This window comes from Nocardioides bruguierae, assembly GCF_023554635.1.
Taxonomy (GTDB): domain Bacteria; phylum Actinomycetota; class Actinomycetes; order Propionibacteriales; family Nocardioidaceae; genus Nocardioides; species Nocardioides bruguierae.
In genome coordinates, this window is sequence record NZ_JAMJPH010000038.1 from 16,148 (window position 1) to 34,402 (window position 18,255).

General features: G+C 75.2%; 14 protein-coding genes. 11 read left to right on the top strand and 3 right to left on the bottom strand.

Going from position 1 to position 18,255, the window contains the following annotated elements; genetic code table 11:
• The first annotated feature begins 114 nt into the window (after positions 1-114).
• The 9 genes from M8316_RS19605 (at position 115) to M8316_RS19645 (ending at position 10,207) form a co-directional block, all read left to right on the top strand.
• On the top strand, positions 115-801 hold the full coding sequence (locus tag M8316_RS19605; RefSeq protein ID WP_250057536.1) for a dihydrofolate reductase family protein: 687 nt from the start codon (positions 115-117) through the stop codon (positions 799-801).
• A gap of 159 nt (positions 802-960) precedes the next feature.
• Positions 961-3,771 (top strand): reprolysin-like metallopeptidase, encoded by a 2,811-nt coding sequence (locus M8316_RS19610; RefSeq protein ID WP_250057538.1) that lies wholly within the window; start codon positions 961-963, stop codon positions 3,769-3,771.
• Positions 3,772-3,856: 85 nt separating this feature from the next.
• Complete coding sequence (locus tag M8316_RS19615) at positions 3,857-4,912, top strand: AAA family ATPase (RefSeq protein ID WP_372490615.1); 1,056 nt, start codon at positions 3,857-3,859, stop codon at positions 4,910-4,912.
• Between the two features lie 29 nt (positions 4,913-4,941).
• Positions 4,942-5,886 (top strand): DUF58 domain-containing protein, encoded by a 945-nt coding sequence (locus M8316_RS19620; RefSeq protein WP_250057540.1) that lies wholly within the window; start codon positions 4,942-4,944, stop codon positions 5,884-5,886.
• Positions 5,873-6,433, top strand: a complete 561-nt coding sequence (locus M8316_RS19625; protein WP_250057542.1) for a hypothetical protein — start codon at positions 5,873-5,875, stop codon at positions 6,431-6,433. Before M8316_RS19620 ends, M8316_RS19625 begins: the two co-directional genes overlap by 14 nt.
• On the top strand, positions 6,430-7,647 hold the full coding sequence (locus M8316_RS21255; protein WP_250057543.1) for a VWA domain-containing protein: 1,218 nt from the start codon (positions 6,430-6,432) through the stop codon (positions 7,645-7,647). Before M8316_RS19625 ends, M8316_RS21255 begins: the two co-directional genes overlap by 4 nt.
• A gap of 8 nt (positions 7,648-7,655) precedes the next feature.
• Positions 7,656-8,630 (top strand): vWA domain-containing protein, encoded by a 975-nt coding sequence (locus tag M8316_RS19635; RefSeq protein WP_250057545.1) that lies wholly within the window; start codon positions 7,656-7,658, stop codon positions 8,628-8,630.
• The gene (locus M8316_RS19640) at positions 8,627-9,376 is read left to right on the top strand and encodes a hypothetical protein (RefSeq protein ID WP_250057547.1); all 750 of its coding nucleotides are present in this window, start codon (positions 8,627-8,629) and stop codon (positions 9,374-9,376) included. The genes M8316_RS19635 and M8316_RS19640 overlap by 4 nt, the downstream gene beginning before the upstream one ends.
• A gap of 18 nt (positions 9,377-9,394) precedes the next feature.
• Positions 9,395-10,207, top strand: a complete 813-nt coding sequence (locus M8316_RS19645) for an enoyl-CoA hydratase-related protein (protein ID WP_250057549.1) — start codon at positions 9,395-9,397, stop codon at positions 10,205-10,207.
• Between the two features lie 28 nt (positions 10,208-10,235).
• Here the strand turns inward: M8316_RS19645 and M8316_RS19650 are convergent, their stop codons facing one another.
• Both M8316_RS19650 and M8316_RS19655 read right to left on the bottom strand, forming a co-directional pair.
• Entirely contained in the window at positions 10,236-11,753 is a 1,518-nt protein-coding gene (locus M8316_RS19650; RefSeq protein ID WP_250057551.1) for a sensor histidine kinase, read from the bottom strand.
• A gap of 121 nt (positions 11,754-11,874) precedes the next feature.
• Positions 11,875-13,611 carry a sensor histidine kinase gene (locus tag M8316_RS19655; RefSeq protein WP_250057553.1) on the bottom strand — a complete coding sequence of 579 codons (1,737 nt, stop codon included), beginning with the start codon at positions 13,609-13,611 and terminating at the stop codon, positions 11,875-11,877.
• Positions 13,612-13,837: 226 nt separating this feature from the next.
• On the opposite strand from M8316_RS19655, the gene M8316_RS19660 reads away from it, so the two are divergent.
• Both M8316_RS19660 and manA read left to right on the top strand, forming a co-directional pair.
• On the top strand, positions 13,838-14,854 hold the full coding sequence (locus tag M8316_RS19660; protein ID WP_250057555.1) for a hypothetical protein: 1,017 nt from the start codon (positions 13,838-13,840) through the stop codon (positions 14,852-14,854).
• A gap of 114 nt (positions 14,855-14,968) precedes the next feature.
• Positions 14,969-16,153 carry a mannose-6-phosphate isomerase, class I gene (manA, locus tag M8316_RS19665; RefSeq protein ID WP_250057557.1) on the top strand — a complete coding sequence of 395 codons (1,185 nt, stop codon included), beginning with the start codon at positions 14,969-14,971 and terminating at the stop codon, positions 16,151-16,153.
• Between the two features lie 123 nt (positions 16,154-16,276).
• Here the strand turns inward: manA and typA are convergent, their stop codons facing one another.
• Positions 16,277-18,172: a translational GTPase TypA gene (typA, locus tag M8316_RS19670; protein ID WP_250057559.1), complete on the bottom strand. Its 1,896-nt coding sequence runs from the start codon at positions 18,170-18,172 to the stop codon at positions 16,277-16,279.
• Positions 18,173-18,255: the final 83 nt, after the last annotated feature.

Below are 18,255 nucleotides of genomic sequence, written 5' to 3' on the forward strand. Positions count from 1 at the left end.
AGGGTGGGGAAAGGGTGCCCTGCCGAGCGCGGGTGAAGACAGACCTGCTTTCCTAGTCACGTACGACCGATGAGGCGGCAGGCCTCGTCCGACCTCCTGGGAACGGAGACCACGATGCGAGTCCTCACCGGAGCAGAGCCGAACGAGAACGTCACCGACGAGGACCTGCGCGGTCTGTACGCGGTGCCCACCGGGTCCCCGTTCCTGCGGGTCAACATGGTCAGCACCGTGGACGGGTCCGCCACCGGCGACGACGCCCTCTCCGGCTCGATCAACACCGCCCCCGACCAGCGGGTCTTCGCCACCCTGCGCGACCTGGCCGACGTGGTCGTGGTCGGCGCCGGCACCGCCAAGGTCGAGGGCTACGAGCCGCTGGACAAGCCGACCGTCCTGGTCAGCCGCAAGGCCCAGGTGCCGGAGAAGCTGCGCGACGCCCCGCAGGGCTCGGTCTACCTGGCCACCTGCTCGCGCTCCGACGGCCTGGCCGAGGCCACCGAGATCCTCGGTGAGGACCACATCATCATCCTGGGCTCGCACCGCGTGGACCTGCCGATGCTCAAGTCCGAGCTCGCCGGTCGCGGCTGGTTCTCCCAGCTCTGCGAGGGCGGCCCTCACCTGCTGCGCGACATGGTCTTCCAGGGCTGCGTCGACGAGCTGACGATGACCACCGTGCCCCGCCTGGTCGCCGGCGCCTACCCGCGCATCACCGAGGGCGCCCCCGTCGACATGACTCTCGACCTGCGCCTGCTGCTGGAGGACTCCGGCACGCTGCTCGGCCGCTGGGCCTTCCAGCAGGGCTGAGCTCCCCCCCTGCGCGTGCGGTGAGGTCGGACGGTGCGGAGGTCACGACCTCCTCACGGTCCGCGACCAGGACTCTCCCGCTGTCGGTATAGACCGCTACCGTGAGCGAGCCGCCGGTACCCGGTGGCCCTCCAGCAGTCGACGAAGCAGGGGAGACGCGTGCATCTGCACCGCGGCCGGTTCCGCCGGCCACTGACGTGGTTCGTGCCGATGGTGACGGCGGCCCTCGTGCTGGCCGGCGCCCCGCTGGCCACCGCCACCGACGACACCAGCGGCAGCCCGGAGACCGAGGGCCGCAGCGCGAGCAGCGACCTCTTCACCCCCCTCGAGGGCTACACCCCGGGCGCGCGCACCGCGAAGACCCTCGGCCTCGACCTCGAGCAGGACGCGGCCGAGGTGACCGGCGTGCAGGTCGACCTCGACGCCGTGGACGCCGCGCTGGCGCCCGCGACCACGCCCGACCCCGCCGACGTCCGCACGAGCGTGCGCGGGCAGGCCGCCGCACCCACCGCCACCGTCGACCTGCCCACTCCCGACGGCGGCAGCCAGACGTTCGTGGTCACCGAGACCAGCGTCATGCAGAAGAAGCTGGCCGCCCGGCACCCCGAGCTGCGCACCTACGCCGGCCACGCGCTGGGGGACGTCTCCACCACCGTCGCCCTCGACGTCACGCCCCTCGGCCTGCACGCCTCGGTGCGCGGCACCCCCGAGGACGACAGCGACACCGGCCAGACCACGTGGCTGGTGGACCCGGTGACCGTCAGCCGCGGCGAGACCCGGCACGTCGCCTACTCCGCGGCCGCCCTGGCCGAGAGCACCCCGCTGGAGGAGTCGGTCGACGAGCCCGTGCTCGCCCGCACGGCCACCACCTCCGCGGACACCGAGGACGGCACGGAGAGCACGGGCCAGAGCGGCACCCGGGGCAGGTCCGCCGGCGGCGGGGGCAGCAGCACCGACACCCGCACGCAGGACAAGCTGGCCGGCACCCGCGTCGTCCGCCGCACCTACCGGCTCGCGCTGCTCAACGACCCCTCCTACCGCAAGGCCGTCGGCGGTCGGGCCAACGTGCTGCCCGCCAAGGTCACGATGATCAACCGGGTCAACCAGGTCTACAACGACGACTTCGCGATCCGCCTCGTCCTCGTCAACGGCACCGGCAAGCTGAACCTCGGCACGGCCGCCCAGGCCACCGGCGCGGACGGTCCCTGCGGCGCCCACGCCTGCTTCGACAAGGCCAGCGACACCAACGGCTACACGCCCGCCCAGCTCGGCACCTGCGGCCTCGGCACCATCGGCCGCTCCCGCACCGTGCTGGGCCAGCTCATCGGGGCGGGCTCCTACGACGTCGGGCACGTCGTGCTCGGCAAGAACGGCGGCGGGCTGGCCTACCTCGGCGTCGTGGGCCGCGACTACGCCGCCGGCGGTTGCACCGGCCTGCCCGACCCCACCGGCGACGTCTTCTACATCGACTACGTCGCCCACGAGCTGGGCCACCAGTTCGCCGCCACGCACACCTTCAACGGCGTGGGCGGCGCCTGCTACGGCGGCAACCGCACGGCGGCCGCCTCGGTCGAGCCCGGGTCGGGCTCCTCGGTGATGGCCTACGCCGGCATCTGCGGCGCCGACGACCTCCAGAACCACACCGACCCCTACTTCTCCCAGCGCTCCCAGACCCAGGTGCGCCGCTACATCGGCTCCGACCAGCGCCGCGCCGTCGAGGTGCAGACCGTCAGCCTGCGCGACTTCGACCCCTCCTCCGACACGCTCTCGATCCTCGCGGGCAACGCCGCCGAGGGGGACGAGGCCGTGCCGGTGAGCGAGTACAGCCGGGCGGGCCTGAAGGCCGCCGTCGAGGAGGCCACCGGCCGCACCGTCACGATCACGCCGTGGGGCTACGACCCCTACGGCACCGGCTCCTCGCGGCTGACCACCGTCACCGCACCCGACGAGACCGGCTTCCAGGTGGTCTTCGCCGACTCCGTCGACCCCGACGCCCGCGGCCGCCACGTCGGCGCACCGGCCCTCGTCGTGGACGTCGACAGCACCGCGTCCGGCTCCGGGGCCACCGCCGAGGTCGGCGAGACGACCCAGGGGGGACCCGTCGACAACCAGGGCACCCGCCGCCGCACCGGCAACCGCCGCCCGGTGGTCACGGTGCCGGCGAGCCGCACCATCCCGACCCGCACCCCGTTCGTGGTCCGTGGTGACGCCACCGACGCCGACGGCGACCCGCTGAGCCTGCTGTGGGAGCAGAACGACCGCGGTGCCTCGTCCGGGTACGAGCTGGTCGACAACCACCGCCGCGAGAACGCCTGGTGGGGCCCGCTGTTCCGGGTCTTCGGCACGGCAGCGGAGGTCGACGGTGCGGCGGCGCACGAGTCCCCGTCCCCGGGGCAGAACGTGGCCACGCGCAGGTCGGCACGCTGGTTCCCCGACCTCGACCAGGTGCTCGCCGGAAACACCAACGCCGACTCCGGCGGCTGCCGCCGCTCGGGGGAGTACTACCCGACGGCCCGCGAGGCGGCCTGCTTCTCCGAGTTCCTGCCCACCGCCTCGTGGCGCGGCTCGCAGGGCACCGGCGGGCGCCAGATGCACCTGCGGCTGACCGCCCGCGACGCGGTCGCCGACGGTGGCGGCACCTCGTGGGCGCAGACCGTCCTGACGGTCGACCCCGACGCCGGGCCGTTCCGCGTCTACTCCCAGGCCAACGGCGCCGCCAAGCAGGCCGGCCAGCGGCTCGTGGTGAAGTGGCGGGTCAACGGCACCCGCAAGCTGGCCCGGTACGTGCGGATCAAGCTCTCCCTCGACGGCGGGGACTCGTGGCGGATGATGCGCCGCAAGACCCTCAACGACGGGCGCGCCGCCATCCGCCTGCCGAACCGACGCTCCTCGGCGGCGCGCGTGATCGTGCTGGCCAACAAGAACTACTTCTACGACGTCAACGACGAGCCGTTCCGCATCCGCCGGTGAGCCTGTCCGGCGTGACCTGGCACCCAGCTGCCCGGCCCTCGCCGAGTCGGCAGAAAGTTGCTGCCGACTCGGGGAGGATGGGCGCGTGAGCACGGACGCCGGGACGACGACGGGCGCGGCGCACCCCCGCGAGGTGCTGAGCCGCGCGGAGGTGGAGCGCGCGGTCGCGCTGGCCGGTGCGGTCGACGCCCGGGTCGGGGCGAGCGTCGTGGGGCAGGAGTCGCTGCGCCGCAGCCTGCTCGTGGCGCTCACGACCGGCGGCCACCTGCTGGTGGAGTCGGTGCCCGGCCTGGCCAAGACGCTGGCCGCCAGCACGCTGGCCCACGCGGTGGGGGCGCGGTTCAGCCGCATCCAGTGCACCCCGGACCTGCTGCCCTCCGACATCATCGGCACCCAGGTCTACGACCCGCGCGACCACACGTTCTCCACCCAGCTCGGCCCGGTGCACGCCAACGTGGTGCTGCTCGACGAGGTCAACCGCGCCTCGGCCAAGACCCAGTCGGCGCTGCTGGAGGCGATGGGCGAGGGGCACACCTCGATCGCCGGGCAGACGCACGCCCTGCCGCGTCCGTTCCTCGTGCTCGCCACCCAGAACCCCCTCGACGAGGAGGGCACCTACCTGCTGCCGCAGGCCCAGCTCGACCGGTTCATGCTCAAGGAGGTGCTCGACTACCCCTCGCACGCCGAGGAGGTGGCCGTGCTCGACCGGGTCGAGTCCGGGGCGCTCTCCGGGGGCGCGCACGGTGAGGCCGGTGACCCGGCCCATCGGGCGCCGGCCATCGACCTGGCCGCCGTCACCGAGCTCCAGCGGCTGGTCACCCGCGTGCACGTGGAGCCGTCCGTCAAGGACTACGTCGTGCGCCTGGTGACCGCCACCCGCAGCACCGGCACCCTGCTCGACGGCGCGCTCGCCGAGGCCGTCGAGACCGGCGCCAGCCCCCGCGCCAGCATCGCCTTCTTCTCCGTGGCCCGCGCCGTCGCGCTGCTGGCCGGCCGCGACCACGTGCGACCCGACGACGTCGTCGCGCTCGCCCACCAGGTGCTCCGCCACCGGCTCGTGCTCACCTTCGACGCCCAGGCCGACCGCGTGCGCCCCGAGGACGTCGTGGACGCGGTGCTCGCCGCCGTCCCGTCGCCCTGACCCGCGCCGGCGACGGGCAGCCGACACGCATGGGTCACGTCCAGCGGGTGCGCAGCCACCTCGCGCTGCCGGCGCACCGCCGGGTGCGCGGGCTGCTGGACGGCGAGTACGCCTCGGTGGCCACCGGCCGCGGGCCCGAGCTGGCCGACCTGCGCGAGTACGTGCCGGGTGACGACGTCGCCGACCTCGACTGGCGCGCGTCTGCCCGCTCGGGCCAGCTGCTGGTCAAGCGGTACGTCGCCCAGCGGCGCCACACCGTGCTGCTCGCCGTCGCCACCGGCAGCGACCTCGACGCGCACGCGGGCCTCGGCCCCACCGGCCCGGTCACCCGCCGCGAGGTCGCCGTGCTCGCCGCGGGCACCGTGGGCTGGCTCGCCGTGCGGCACGGGGACGCGGTGGGGCTGGTGCACGGCGACGCCGCCGGGATCTCCGGGCTGCCGGCCCGCCCCGGCGAGCTGCACCTGGAGCGGTGCCTGGCCGCCGTCCACGACGCACCGTCGACCGCGCCGGCCGACGTGCCCGGGCTGCTCGACCACGTGCGGCGCACGGTCCGGCGCCGCACGCTCCTCCTGCTCGTCGTCGACGCGCCCGCCGACCCGGCCGGGGCCGCGGCGCTGGCGCCCGCGATCCGGCGGCTCCAGGCGCAGCACGAGGTGCTGGTGCTCTCGGTCGGGGACGCGGACCCGACCCTGGCCGGGACGGCCGCGCCTGCTGGTGCTCGGGCCGGTTCTCGTGCCGGTTCTCGTGCCGGTTCTCGGGGGCGGGGCGGGGCGCGGCTCCTGCCCCGCTGGACCCGCACGGACGCGCGACTGGCCCGCGAGTCCGCCGAGGCCGAGGCCGCCTGCGTCGCCGCGCTGGCCGCCGTCTGCACCCGCGCCGGCGCCGCGCACGCCCACCTCGACCTCGCCGCCGGCGTCGACGTGCCGCGCGCCGTGCTCGCCGTGATCGAGCGGAGCCGCCGTGCGCGTCGCTGACCTGCCCGCCGAGCTGCGCGGCCCGATCGGCCACGACCCCCGCTGGCTGTGGCTGGCAGCGGCGCTGGTCGTGCTCGCGGTCGGCTACGTCCTCGTGGTGCTCCTGGCCACCCGCCGCCGCGGGTCCGAGGACGACGGCCGCCCGCCCCGGCGTCGGCGCGCCGACCATGGTCGGCTGGTGGAGACCAGTCGCTTCGCGGCGCTGGCCGGGCTCGCGACGATCGAGCCCGGCGCCGACCCGCGCGGGGCGGCGCACCGGGCCAGCGGCATCGTCCGCGCCTTCGCGGCCACCGTGACCGGGCTGCCGGTCGAGGCGATGACGGCCGAGCGGCTGGCCGCCGCGGCCGCCGACGACCCCCGGCTGGCCGAGGCCGCCGCCCTCGTCGCGGACCTCCAGGACCCCGAGTTCGCGCCCGCCGCCGCCGAGTCCGCCACCGCCGAGTCCGCCACCGCCGAGTCCGCCACCGCCGAGTCCGCCACCGCCGGGGTCGCGGCCGCCGACGTCCGCGCCCGGGCCGAGCGTGTCGTGCGGGGGCTGCACCCGTGAGCGCCGGACCCATGACCGCGGGTGCTGGTCCCGGCGGCGGCCCCGTCACCCGTGCCGTCGACGGGGACGCCCTGCTGACCCGCCTCGACGGCTGGCTGGCGCCGGTCACGGGTCCGCTGCTGCCCGACGCCCTCGAGCGTTGGGCGGGCCGGTGGTTGCTCTGGCCGCACCTGGCCGCCGGCGTCCTGCTGCTCGCGGTGCTGGCCGTGCTGGTGGCCGTGGTGCTCGGGCTGCGCGGCGCGGCCCGCCGCGCCCCCGAGGGCGCGCTGGTCTCGCGGCGGGCCGCGCGGCTGCGGACGCTGCCGCGGTACCGGTCGCTGCGCCGGCGGCGCCGGGCCGTGGGTGCGGTGACGGCCGTGCTGGCGCTGGTCACGGTGCTCGCGGCGGGCTGGGTCGCCGGCCGCCCGGGCGTCACGGAGACCGAGCCGGGCGAGGCGATCGGCCGCGACCTGATGATCTGCCTGGACTCCTCGGGGTCGATGTGGGACGACAACGTGCTCGTGCTGGACGCGATCCGCGAGGTGGTGGCCGGGCTGCGCCCGGGCGACCGGGTGGGCCTCACACTGTGGTCGGGCGCCGCGGTGCACGTGCTGCCGCTGACCGACGACCTCACCGCCGTCACCGACGAGCTCGCCCGCGCGCAGGAGGCGTTCGACAAGGGCAGCTACCGCTACGTGGCCGGCATCGACCTGCCGCAGCGGGTCGCCTCGCTCATCGGCGACGGCCTCGTCTCGTGCGCCCGCTCCTTCGACCGGCTCGACGAGCGCCGCTCCCGCGCCGTGCTGCTGGCCAGCGACAACGACCCGCTCGGCACCGGCGTCTACACGCTGCCGGCGGCGGCCCAGGTCGCGGCGGACGACGGCCTGGTGGTCTACGGCGTCGGGGCGCCGTCCCTCGAGCGACCGCGGAACGCCGCCGCGCTCGCGGAGATGGACGCAGCCGTGCGGGCGACCGGCGGGTTCCTCGCCGTCACGGGCGCCCCGGGCACCGACGGTGCTGCGCGGACCGCCGAGATCGTCGAGCGGGTCGACGCCCTGGAGGCCTCCCGCTCACCGGGCCTGACCCAGCAGGTGCGCCGCGACGAGCCCGGGCCGGGCCGCGCCGTGGCGGTCGGGGCCGGGGGCGCGCTGCTGCTCCTCGTCCTGGTGCAGGCGGTGGTGAGTGGGCTGCGTGGCAGGCCCGGCGCTCCCGAGGACGGCGGGAGCGGTCGATGAGGACGGCGATGCTGATCGTGCGGCGGCTGCTGCTGGCCGCGGCGGTGCTGGGGCTCGCGCTCGGCCTCGGGCAGCGTGACGCCGTGCCGCCCGCGGACCCGCTGGAGCTGGACGTCGTGGTGGTGCTCGACCGCACGACCTCGATGGCGGCCGCGGACGCCGCCCCTTCCGACGACAGTGCCGACGGCCAGACACGCGTGGCCGCCGCGCTCGCCGACGTCGAGGCGCTGGCCGCCGCGCTGCCCGGCGTGCGGGTGGCCGTGGTGACCGTGGGGGAGGAGGCGACCCTGCGGGCGCCGTTCACCACCGACGCCGAGGGCCTGCAGCGCCAGCTCGACCAGGTGCTCGTCGAGGAGCCGTTCTCCGGCACCGGCTCCACCCTCGCCACCGGCACCGACCTCGTGGCCGACCTGCTCGCCCGCGCCCCCGCCACCGGCGAGGAGCCCGCCCGCACGGCCGTGGTGCTGCTCAGCGACGGCGAGCAGACCGCCCCCGCGGCCACCGCCCGCGGCACCGGGGAGGCCTGGGCGGCGCTCGCCGACGACGTCGACGCCGCGCTCGTGCTGGGCTACGGCACCCGCGAGGGCGCCACCATGCCCGCGGACGCCGGCCGCGTGCCGCCGCTCGGCTCCAGCCCCGACGCCGGCACCGACGCGGGCACCGACGCCACCACCGACCGGGCGGCACCCGCCGCCCCGCTGATCGACCCGGCCACCGGTCAGGCCGCCGTCACCCGCTACGACCCGGACGTCCTCGACGCCGTGGCCGACGCCCTCGACGGCACCGTCGAGCACCGCACCACCCTCGCCGGCATGCCCGACCTGGCCACCGCGCTGGCCGCCGAGGCGATCGGCGACCCCGACGCCGGCACGCCCGGCCGCGGCACGCTGTGGTGGTGGGCGCTGGCCGTCGCGCTGCTCGCCCTGCCCGAGGTCCTGCGCGGCACCCGCCGCGCGCTCGACCGGACGGGGGACGCGCCATGACGTCCGCCCCGACACCCGCCCGCACCCGGTCCCGAGCCCGCACCCGCCGCCGGCTGCTCCTGCTCGGCGCGCTGCCGGTGCTGCTGGCCCTGCTGCTCGCCGGTCGGCTGGTGCTCGTGGCCTGGGCCGACCACCGGGCGGCCGAGGCGTTCGCCGACGGCCGCTACGCCGACGCGCGGGCCGCGGCCGCGCTGAACGACACCCCGCTGGAGCAGGCGCTGTCCTCGGTGCTGGCCCGGGCGGGCGTCGAGGGTGCGGTCGGCTGGGTGGCGCCCCACGACACGGGCGTCGCGGCCCTCGCCTCGGGGGACGCCGGCGCGGCGGTGCGGCTGCTGCAGCGCTCGCTGGCCGCCGGTCCGCCGACGCGGTACGCGTGCCGCGTCCGCCTGGACCTGGCGCTGGCCCAGGAGGCGGTCGCGACCCGCGAGGCGTGGACCGCCGGCCTCGCCGCGCTCGCCCCCTGCCTCGAGGACGACGACCCGCGCCGGGCCGCGACCGCGGCGGTGCGCGCCGACGTCGACGCCGTGGCCGCCCGGCTGACCTCCCTGCTCGCCGACTCCGACACCGAGACCGACGGGGACGACGAGGGCGAGGAGGACGACGAGACCGAGCCCGACGAGCGCGAGCGCAGCGACCAGCGGCTGCGCGTCGAGCTGGACGAGCGGGTCGAACAGGGCGAACGCATCCGGCAGCAGTACGTGCAGCGCGGCGAGCGGAACCCCGGGCAGACGACGCCCGCCTGGTAGCGCCGCTAGGTTGCGGGCATGACCGAGCGCCCCGATGAGCCCCGGCCCGACATGACGGTGGAGCGCCGCGGCTCCGCCCTGCACGTGACCTTCGACCGGCCGCACCGCCGCAACGCGTTCACCCGGGAGATGTACGCCGGGCTGCGCACGCTGTGCGAGGGGCTCGCGGCCGACGCCGACGGGGTGCGGGCGCTGGTGCTGCGCGGGGCGGGCGGCAAGGCGTTCGCGGCCGGCAACGACATCGCCGACTTCCTCGGCCGCACCGGCGAGCACGGCGACGAGGCCGTGGCCTACGAGGAGGAGATCCGGGCGATGCTCGAGGCCCTCCTGGCCGCCCCCGTGGTGACGGTCGCGGCCGTCGACGGGGTCTGCGTGGGCGGCGGGCTCGCCGTGGCCACCCACTGCGACCTGCGGCTGGCCACCGCCGGCTCCCGGTTCGGCTACCCGATCGCCCGCACGCTCGGCAACGCGCTGGCCGCGCCGGTGGTGCACCGCTGCGCCGGCGTGTTCGGCGAGCCGCTGACCCGCGAGATGCTGCTGGCCTCCCGGCTCGTCGACGCCGCCCGCGCGCACGCGGTGGGCGCGGTGATGGAGGTGGTGGACGACGGCCCCGCCCTGGACGTGGCCCTCGACTCCCTCCTCGCCGGGCTGGAGACGGCGAGCATGGTGACGGTCCGGGCGACCAAGGAGCAGCTGCTCGACCGGGCCCATCGCCTCGAGGCCGCGCCCGCCGACGACCACGAGCGGCTGCTGGCCGTCTACACCGGCCCCGACTTCGCCGAGGGCGTCGAGGCGTTCACGGGCCGTCGTCCGCCGGTGTTCGGGGCCTGAACCGCCTGCCCCGGCGCCGGGTGACGGCTCAGCCGAGCGACCAGCCGGTCGCCAGCGGCAGCCGCACCTCGAACGCGTTGCGCTCGGGCACGTAGGCCACGGTGCCGTGGTGGGCCTCGACGATGTCGTGCACCACGGAGAGCCCCAGGCCGGTGCCGGGTGCCTGGACGCCGGGCGCGCGCGAGTAGCGGTCGAAGAGCAGCGGCACGAACGAGTCGGGCACGCCGGGGCCGGCGTCGCTGACGCTGACCAGCGCCTCGCCGGCGTCCGCGTCGACCAGGACCCGCACGGGCGCATCGCCGTACTTGGCGGCGTTGCCCAGCAGGTTGGCGAGCACCTGCTGCACCCGCAGCGGGTCGGCGGTGACGGTGGGCTGCGCGCGGGTGTCGACGCGCACCTCGAGGTCGGGGAACCCGGCGACGGCGGCGTAGACCTCGTCGGCGAGGTCGAGCGGGGCGGTGGTCACCGGCAGCCGGCCCGCGCCCGAGGCGGTGGCGGTGCCGAGGTCGTCGGCGAGCAGGGTGATCCGGGTGACGAGGTCGCGGGCGGCGCGGACGGCGCGGTGGGCGTCCGGCTCCAGCCTCCCCAGCTCACCGGAGTCGAGCAGCTCCAGGTAGCCGATCACGCCGCTGAGCGGGGAGCGCAGGTCGTGGCTGATGACGGCGACCACGTGGTCGCGCTCCTCCTGCACCTCCTTGAGCGCGGCGTTGCGCTCGACCAGCCGCTCGGCGTAGGCGCGGACGCGGCGGGCGGCCCGGATGGCCTCGGCGCCCAGCGCGACCAGCACCACGAAGGACGCGGTCAGCGCCATGATCCGGGCGCCGTACCAGCCGACCGTCCAGCGGCCCTGGGCGATCAGCACCACGAACGCGTCGGCCGCCGAGCCCGCGAGCGCGACGAGGGCCCACCGCTCGACACCGGCCCGGTGGGCGCTGAGCACGCTGACGAACGCCGCGACGAGCGCCACGGCCTGCACGCCGAGGATACAGGGGCCGTAGACGGTGGTCAGGCGCGCGTAGCTGCCGTCCTCGAGGATCGGCGGCAGCACCCGCGCGGCGCCGACGGTGGTGGCCAGCCCCACGAGCAGCACCAGGACGAGGACGACGCCGTGGCTGACGAGCGCGGCCCGCACCCGGTGCCGCCCGCCCAGGGCCCGCGTGACCCGCGCCGGCCAGGGCAGCAGGCCGGGCACCAGGAGCACCGCGAAGCCGACGTGCCAGGCGACCCACAGCCACGGGGCGCTGTCGGGGGTGGAGCCGGCGAACCCGGCCGGGGTGAACACGTCGGGGAAGACGAGGGCGTGCAGGGTGACGATCGCGCTGGTCCACACGTAGGCCCAGGACAGGGCCAGGAACCGCGGGCTGTCGCCGGTGACGTACAGGGCGAGGAGGACGAGGCCCGTCATCGCGTCGCTGACCACGACCGCCACCAGGAAGCCGGGCAGGAAGCCCGTGTTCACCGGCAGCGGGGTCTGGGCCTGCACGAGGACGACCACCGTGATGACGGCGAGCGCGGCCACCACGCACCAGGGCGCGAGCGCGCTCACGGAGCGTGCCGGGGGAGCCGTCGTGGGGAGGGCGACGGCTCCGGACGCGCGGGGGGAGGTGTGTGCAGCGGGGGGACGCACGCGAGCATCATGGCGTGCCGCGGGCCCGCGTGCACGCGGTTCAGTCCTCGACGAGGGCTGCTTCCACTCCCGGGACGACGGTGGGCGTTGCCGCCGGTGTTGCCGCCGGTGTTGCCGCCGGTGTCGCTGTGGGTGCTGCCACCGGGACGCTCACCGTGCGCGGCTCGACCGTGGCGCCGGCCGGCACGGACGGCACCGACGCCTCCGTGGCAGGCGAGGCGGGCGCCCCCAGCAGCGGCTGCGCCAGCGGCAGCCGGATCGCGAACGCCTTGCGCTCCAGCACGTAGCCGACGCTGCCGTGGTGGGCGGCGACGATGTCCGCGACGACCGAGAGGCCGAGGCCCGAGCCGTTGGCCGTGACGCCGGTGGCGCGGCTGTAGCGGTCGAAGAGGCGCGGCACGAACTCCTCCGGGACGCCGGGGCCGTGGTCGGCGACCTCGATGACGCCGTCGTCGCCCTCCGCGCGCACCGTGATCACCACCGGCGGCTCGCCGTACTTGAACGCGTTGATCAGCAGGTTCTCGAGCACCTGCTGGAGGCGGAGCGGGTCGGCGCGCACGCGGACGGGCCGCTCTCCCGTGACCAGGGCCGGCGGCTCGGTCACACGGATGTCGCGGTCGGGGAACCCGGCCGCGGCCGCGCGGGCCTCGGCCAGCAGGTCGACCTCGCGGGGGTCGATGCTCAGGTTCGCGCCGGCCCCGGTGGCGACCATGAGCAGGTCCTCGGTGAGCAGCGAGAGCCGGCGGGCGAGCACCTGGCTGCGGTGCACCGCCTTCTCGGCCGCCCGTGGGAGGTCGCCGAGGTCGCCGTCGTCCATGAGCTCGAGGTAGCCGGTGAGGCCGCCGATGGGGGTGCGCATGTCGTGGGTGACGACCGCGATCATGTGGTCGCGCAGGCCCTGCGCCTCGCGCAGCTCGGCGTTGTGGGCGCGCAGGCGCTCGGTGTCGGTGCGGATGCGCTGCTGGGCGCGGATGGCCTCGGTGAGCAGGGAGACGAGGACGACGACGGCGGCCAGCAGCGTCAGGGCCCGGGCGCCGTACCAGCCGAGCGTCCAGCGGCCCTCGGCGAGGATCACCAGCGAGGCGTCGCAGGCGCTGGCCACGACCGCGACGAGGGCCCACGTCTCCAGGCCCGAGCCGACCCGGGCGCGCTGGAGGGCGGCGATCACGGCGCCCACCTGGAGCGCCAGGATCGCCGGGCCGTAGACGTGGGTGAGCGTGGCGTAGCTGCCGTCGACCATGATCGTCGGCAGGTGGTGGGAGAACAGCGTGGCGGCCGCGGCCACGGCGAGGGCGCCGCCCAGGACGAGCAGGTGCGAGGTGACCGCGGTGGTGCGGCGGTGGCCCGACATGAGCCGCGCGAACCCGTCGGGCCACGGCACGAGGCCGATGGTGAGCAGGGCCGGGAAGCCGACGTGCCAGGCGGTCCACAGCCACGGCGCCGAGCTGGCGACCGCGCCGAGCAGGTCGCCGTCGGTGAACACGCCGGGGAAGACCAGCGCGTGCACGGTCACGACGGTGCTGGAGTACGCGTACGCCCACGACAGCGCCAGCAGCCGCGGGCTGCCGCCGGTGGCGTAGAGGGCCACGAGGACGACGCCGGTCAGCGCGTCGCAGAGCACGATCGCGGCCAGGAACGCCGGCAGGAAGCCGCGGTTCTCGCCAATGACCAGCTGCGGCTCGATCGAGATCAGCCAGGTCGCCAGCGCCACGAGACCGATGACGATCCACGGGGCACGCCTCGCGAGCTGCGAGGTGAGTCGGGCGACGGCTGGCACGGCCGCATCATCTCCCGCGCCCGACCCCTGCGCTGCCGAAGTCACGGATCGGTGGACAAGGGTGCACCGTCTTCCGTACCGGTCTGGTCCGGCTCGTCCGACCCGGGCGTGGACGTCCGGGAGGGTGTGACGCTCCCGCCTGTTGCTGGGCTCAGCCCACGTCCTGGTTCGAGTACCTCCCGGTCGGGGGACGCAGCCGTCAGGACTTCTGTGTCACGGTGGGCCGGTGAGCGATGCACCGCCCCCTCCCACGACGACCGCCGGCCCGGATGCGCCCGCCGACGTCCCGGACGACGTGCCTGCCGACCTGCTCGCCGAGCTGGGCGCCGCGCGGGAGCAGGTCGCCGAGGGCGTGCGGCAGGAGGAGCGGCGGCGCCGCGCGGTGCGACAGCTGGACGCGGCCCTGCGTCGCACCGAGGAGGCCACGGCCGTGCTCGCCGCCGAGACGGCGGACGTGGCAGTGCTGGAGGGTCTCAGCGCCGGCCGCCTGTGGTCCCAGCTGCGCGGCACGCACGACGACGACCTGCGGCGGGAGCGGGCCGAGCAGCAGCGTGCGGAGGTGGCGGCCGCCCGGGCGCTGGCCGACCAGCGCGCCGTCGAGGCCGAGCTCGAGGCCGTGCGGACCCGGCTGGACCGGCTGCGCGGTGGCCCGGCCCGGCTGGAGCGGGCGCGGGTCGCGGTGGAGCAGTGGCTGGTGGAGCGCGGCGACGAGACCGGGCGAGCCCTGGCCACGCTGGCCGAGGAGGTCGGCACGCTCCAGGACCGCCAGCGCGAGCTCGCCGAGGCCGCCGAGGCCGCCGGCCACGCCGCCGGCGCGCTGGCCCACGCCCACGACCGGCTCGACTCCGCCCACGGCTGGTCGAGCTACGACACCTTCTTCGGCGGCGGGATGATCGGCGACGCGATGAAGTACAACCGCCTGGACGACGCGCAGCGGGCCATCGTCGAGGCCGACGCGGCGCTGGCCCACCTGGCCCGCGAGCTCGCGGACGTCGACCGCGTCGGGGTCGGCCACATCGGCGTGAGTCCCGGGCAGCAGGTCTTCGACGTCTTCTTCGACAACATCATCAGCGACTGGAACGTGCGCCGGCGCATCCAGGACTCCCTCGAGCGGGTCCGGCGCGGCCGTCACCAGGTGGACGAGGTGCGCCGCGACCTGGATGCCGCACGCCGCGACGCGGACGCCGAGCTGCTCGGCCTGGCGCAGCGGCGCGACACCCTGCTGGGCCGCGCGGGCGCCTGATCGGCCGGGTGCCCTGGACCACCGGGCGCGACCGTCCGCCTCACGACCAGGAGACGTGCGTCACCTGGGAGCCATGTTGCCCGTGAGGCACGGTCGCAGCCTAGGTTGGGCGCCATGCATCTCCTCGACTGCCCCTCGCAGGACTACGCCTGGGGGACGGCCTACGACATCCCCTCGTTCCTGGGCCGTGCCGCGACCGGTCACCCCATGGCGGAGGTCTGGATGGGCACCCACCCGCTGGGGCCCGCCATGGTCCAGGTCGAGGACGAGCGGCGCCCGCTGAGCGACGTCTCCGGCGACATCCCGTTCATGATGAAGATCCTCTCGGCGGCTCGGCCCCTGTCCATCCAGGTGCACCCGAACGCCGACCTCGCCCGCCAGGGCTACAAGGAGGAGGAGGCGCGGGGCATCCCGATCGACTCCCCCGAGCGCCTCTACAAGGACGCCAACCCCAAGCCGGAGATGGTCTACGCGCTGACCACCTTCGACACCCTCGTGGGGTTCCGGCCGACCGCCGAGATCCTGCGCATCCTCGGTCCGCTGGACCACCCGGTGGTGCAGGGGATGCGCGAGCAGCTCATGGAGCGGCCCGGCTTCCGCGGCATCGTCCGCATGCTCGAGCGGCTGCTGACCTCGCCGCCGAGCGTGCACGAGGTGCACGAGATCGTCGCCCTGTGCCACGGGCGCCTGGCGCTGGGCCTCGACATCAAGCGGGCCTACGCCTCGGCCACCGAGATCGCGCCCCACTACCCGGGCGACGTCGGCGTCATCGTCTCGCTGCTGCTCAACCGGCTCACGCTCCAGCCCGGCGAGGCCGCCTACCTGGGGGCGGGCATCCTGCACGCGCACCTGTCCGGCATGTGCGTGGAGGTCATGGTCAACTCCGACAACGTGCTGCGGGCCGGCCTCACGCCCAAGCACCTCGCGCCCGAGGCCGTGGTCGCCAGTGTGGACGCCGAGATGTCGCGCCTGGCCCGGGTCTCGCCCGAGCTGGTGGGGGCCAGCACCGACGTGTTCGAGCCCGGCGACGGCGAGTTCGGCCTGGCCGTCACGCAGACCTCCCCGGCCGACGTCGACGGCGTGCTGCTGCCCGTCACCGGCCGCAGCATCCTCGTGTGCACCGGTGGCGAGGTCGAGGCCGTCAGCCAGCGCGGCCAGGTCATCCGGCTGAGCCGCGGCGCGGTGATGTACGCGGGCTACGAGGACGGCGAGGTGCGGCTGCGCGGCACCGGCGAGGTCGCCCAGGCCTACGAGCCGACCGCCGAGGGCCGTCGCCGCCGCATGCTCGACCTCGTCTGAGCCCACCTGCCGACTCGGCGGAAAATCGCCGGACGCCGGCGGGGCAGCCTCCCTCGAGGGGGAGCGCCCCGCCGGCGTCCGGCGTTGGTGCGTGGTGCTTGGTGCGTGAGGTGAGCCGCAGGCTCAGCGACCGGCGGCCGCGCGACGGGCGCGGGCAGCGGTCTTGGCGCGGTCGTTGGCGTCGAGCACGACCTTGCGGATGCGGATCATCTCCGGGGTGACCTCGACGCACTCGTCGTCGCGGCAGAACTCCAGGCACTGCTCCAGCGAGAGGTCGCGCGGGGGCGTCAGCTTCTCGAAGTTGTCGGCCGTGGCGGAGCGGATGTTGGTCTGCTGCTTCTCCTTGGTGATGTTGACGTCCATGTCGTCGGCGCGGGAGTTCTCGCCGACGATCATGCCCTCGTACACCTCGGTGCCGGGCTTGACGAACATCGTGCCGCGCTCCTGGAGCGAGGTCATCGCGTGCGCGGTGGCGGCACCGGAGCGGTCGGCGACCAGGGAGCCGTTGTTGCGGGCGCGGATCTCGCCGGCCCACGGAGTGAAGCCGTCGGAGATCGAGGACGACATGCCGGTGCCGCGGGTCTCGGTGAGGAAGTCGGTGCGGAAGCCGATGAGGCCGCGCGCCGGCACCACGAACTCCATCCGGATCCAGCCGGTGCCGTGGTTGGTCATGTTCTCCATGCGGCCCTTGCGGGTGGCGAGGAGCTCGGTGATGGTGCCGAGGAACTCCTCGGGGGCGTCCACCGTGAGGCGCTCGAGCGGCTCGTGCACCTTGCCGTCGATCTCCTGGGTGACCACCTGCGGCTTGCCGACGGTCAGCTCGTAGCCCTCGCGGCGCATCTGCTCGACCAGGATGGCCAGCGCCAGCTCGCCACGGCCCTGGACCTCCCAGGCGTCGGGGCGCTCGGTGGGCAGGACGCGGAGCGAGACGTTGCCGATGAGCTCGGTGTCGAGGCGGTCCTTGACCATGCGGGCGGTGACCTTGGCGCCCTTGACCTTGCCGACCAGCGGCGAGGTGTTGGTGCCGATGGTCATCGAGATGGCCGGCTCGTCGACGGTGATCCGGGGCAGGGCCACCGGGTTCTCGGCGTCGGCGATGGTCTCGCCGATCATGATGTCGGGGATGCCCGCGATCGCGACGATGTCGCCGGGGCCGGCGTACTCACCGGGCACGCGGGTCAGGCCCTCGGTGATCAGCAGCTCGGTGATCTTGACGTTCTTCACGGTGCCGTCGGTCTTCATCCACGCGACCTGCTGGCCCTTGCGCAGCTCGCCCTGGTGGATGCGCAGCAGCGCGAGGCGGCCGAGGAACGGGGAGGCGTCCAGGTTCGTGACGTGGGCCTGGAGCGGGGCGCCCTCGGTGTACTTCGGCGCGGGGATGGTCTCGAGGATCGTCTTGAACAGCGGCTCGAGGTTGTCGCCGTCGGGCAGCGTCGCGTTCTCGGGCTTCTCGGTCGAGGCGATGCCGGCCTTGCCGGAGGCGTACACGACGGGGAAGTCGAGCGCGTCCTGGCTGTGGGAGTCGTCGAGCAGGTCCATGAACAGCTCGTAGACCTCGTCGGTGACCTCGTCGATGCGGGCGTCGCCGCGGTCGACCTTGTTGATCACCAGCACGACGGGCATGTCGGCGTTGAGCGCCTTGCGCAGCACGAAGCGGGTCTGGGGGAGCGGGCCCTCGGAGGCGTCGACCAGCAGCACGATGCCGTCCACCATCGACAGGCCGCGCTCGACCTCGCCACCGAAGTCGGCGTGGCCGGGGGTGTCGATGATGTTGATCGTCATGCCCTCGGGGGCGGACGCACCGTTGTAGTGGATGGCGGTGTTCTTCGCGAGGATGGTGATGCCCTTCTCGCGCTCGAGGTCACCGGAGTCCATGACGCGGTCCGCGACGGACTCGGCCTGGTGCTCGCTGAACGCGCCGCCCTGCCGCAGCATGGCGTCGACGAGGGTGGTCTTGCCGTGGTCGACGTGCGCGACGATGGCGACGTTGCGCAGGTTGGCGGACTTGATCTCGGACATGGCTCTCAGGCGTCGCTTCCAGGCTCGTGGCGGCCCGCCGCTCGAACGCGTGGGCCTCGGGGAGTGGCCGGCGCGCACGCCTG

Coding starts and splice junctions, on each gene's coding strand:
- M8316_RS19605 (WP_250057536.1), top strand. CDS start 115: ATGCGAGTCCTCACCGGAGCAGAGCCGAACGAGAACGTCACCGACGAG.
- M8316_RS19620 (WP_250057540.1), top strand. CDS start 4,942: ATGGGTCACGTCCAGCGGGTGCGCAGCCACCTCGCGCTGCCGGCGCAC.
- M8316_RS19635 (WP_250057545.1), top strand. CDS start 7,656: ATGCTGATCGTGCGGCGGCTGCTGCTGGCCGCGGCGGTGCTGGGGCTC.
- M8316_RS19640 (WP_250057547.1), top strand. CDS start 8,627: ATGACGTCCGCCCCGACACCCGCCCGCACCCGGTCCCGAGCCCGCACC.
- M8316_RS19645 (WP_250057549.1), top strand. CDS start 9,395: ATGACCGAGCGCCCCGATGAGCCCCGGCCCGACATGACGGTGGAGCGC.
- manA (WP_250057557.1), top strand. CDS start 14,969: ATGCATCTCCTCGACTGCCCCTCGCAGGACTACGCCTGGGGGACGGCC.
- typA (WP_250057559.1), bottom strand. CDS start 18,172: ATGTCCGAGATCAAGTCCGCCAACCTGCGCAACGTCGCCATCGTCGCG.